Raw genomic sequence first — 1871 nt, 5'->3', positions numbered from 1 at the left:
TCCTCAATAATTCCTAGTATTGGTTTCCAGACCTCCCCATTCCAGTAAGACCAAGTGATTGGTACTGCTGCTAACCCAACTGCATTAGGAGAATTAATAGTTACGGTGAGAGTTTTCGATTCAGGTAAGGTGAGCAGGTGGTCACAAGCCAAATAGAGGGAATGTTCAATGGGCTGATCCCCTGCAAAGGTTAGAAAAGCAGCATCGTCTTGACCCGTCCCTTGCTGTGTGCGATCGCTATAGCGGTCTTGTTCCGGTTCCCGCACAAACACTGCTTGCAGCTGCACATTGGTCAAGACTAAATCACGCTCGGTCTCGAAAATGACCTCTTCTTCCTCTCCTTCTGTGGGCGGTGCTGCCACCTCCGTCTGAGCCGGAACCAAGGCTTCTGTGCTACCAGTTGCCAAATAAAAGGTCAAGGGTACTCGCGCTGGTTGGGGTGGTCCAATGCTAGTGCCAATCAAATCCAGAAAGGCCAGGAAATTTTTATCCGGGACTTGATTAAGGCGATCGCCGACAATCGTTGCCAGATGACCAAAAATACGAATTAGTGACCGACCACCATCCGGCTTGTTATCTGCCAAAGGACGCCACTCTGTGAACGCCTTAGCACACGCCTCCGTATAGGCAACGATGTCTTTATAGCTACGTTGATCAATCTTTGGAGCTTGCATAAGAAATTAGGGAGTAGGGAGTAGGGAGTAGGGAATCGGGAATCGGGAATCGGGAATCGGGAATCGGGAGTAGATGTAGGGTGGGCAGTGCTTGAGACTGATTGATTTGGTTGCCATCGCATTTGTTGGCACTGCCCACCAGACGATTAATCACTGGGTGGGTTTTGGATCAATCCACTAATCCCCCGTTGGGATCCCCCTCCCGTCCCCCTTAATAAGGGGGAAGCTAGAGGAGTAGTTGATGTAGGGTGGGTAGGAGTGCATCAGAGTGATTAATTTGGTTGCGATCGCGAAGCGGTTCCAAAGGAACATCGCGTTTTGTGGCACTGCCCACCATCCGATTAATCACAACTTGATCTAGATGTAGATGTAGGGTGGGCAGTGCTTGAGACTGATTGATTTGATTGCGTTCGCGAAGCGGTTCCAAAGGAACATCGCGTTTTGTGGCACTGCCCACCATCGGATTAATTTGATTGCGTTCGCGAAGCGGTTCCAAAGGAACATCGCGTTCTGTAGCACTGCCCACCATCGGATTGATTTGGTTGCGTTCGCGAAGCGGTTCCAAAGGAACATCGCGTTTTGTGGCACTGCCCACCATGGGATTAATCTGGTTGCGTTCGCGAAGCGGTTCCAAAGGAACATCGCATTCTTTGGCACTGCCCACCATCGGATTAATTTGGTTGTGATCGCATTCTTTGGCACTGCCCACCATCGGATTAACCGATTGATTAATTTGATTGCGATCGCGTTTTGCCTTTTGCCTTTTGCCTTTTGCCTTTTGCCTTGCCCGTAGCGCCTTACACCCCACACCCCAAATTAATAATCTAAATAGAATGGATAAACTAAGTTAAAGCGATTATTAGTACGGCGCACCTGGTAATTTATTTCTATTAGGAGACGATTAAATTGGGTCTCATCCGGGTAGACACCTACATCTAGAACTTCAATCCGTGGTTCCCACTGGGTCAAGGCTCGGCGTACCTCCACTGTTAATTGTCCAGCTGTCCCAGCGCTGTTGCTGGCAAATACTAAATCATGAATACCGCAGCCAAAATCCGGGCGCATCAGCCGTTCTCCTGGAGAAGTACTCAGAATCATCCAAATCGACTGGCGGACACTATCCTCATATTGCGCCATTTCGATTTGTTTATTTTGGTCTAGTACTACCGGGAAATTCCATCCCACTCCGAGAAAATC

3 protein-coding genes and 1 pseudogene are annotated in these 1871 nt (G+C 48.9%); all 4 read right to left on the bottom strand.

The window, feature by feature from the left end:
- A pseudogene (locus tag F6K53_RS39320) lies at positions 1-674 on the bottom strand (hypothetical protein); the annotation flags it as partial.
- Positions 655-828: a hypothetical protein gene (locus F6K53_RS39315; protein WP_293064970.1), complete on the bottom strand. Its 174-nt coding sequence runs from the start codon at positions 826-828 to the stop codon at positions 655-657. The gene F6K53_RS39315 and the pseudogene F6K53_RS39320, both read right to left, overlap by 20 nt.
- A gap of 72 nt (positions 829-900) precedes the next feature.
- The gene (locus F6K53_RS39310) at positions 901-1482 is read right to left on the bottom strand and encodes a hypothetical protein (RefSeq protein ID WP_293085353.1); all 582 of its coding nucleotides are present in this window, start codon (positions 1480-1482) and stop codon (positions 901-903) included.
- 8 nt (positions 1483-1490) lie between these two features.
- A partial coding sequence (locus tag F6K53_RS39305) for a GPW/gp25 family protein (RefSeq protein ID WP_293085350.1) occupies positions 1491-1871 on the bottom strand: 381 nt, incomplete at its 5' end.

This window comes from Moorena sp. SIO4A1 (assembly GCF_010672065.1).
Taxonomy (GTDB): domain Bacteria; phylum Cyanobacteriota; class Cyanobacteriia; order Cyanobacteriales; family Coleofasciculaceae; genus Moorena.
This window is presented reverse-complemented; position numbering and strand designations above follow the sequence as displayed.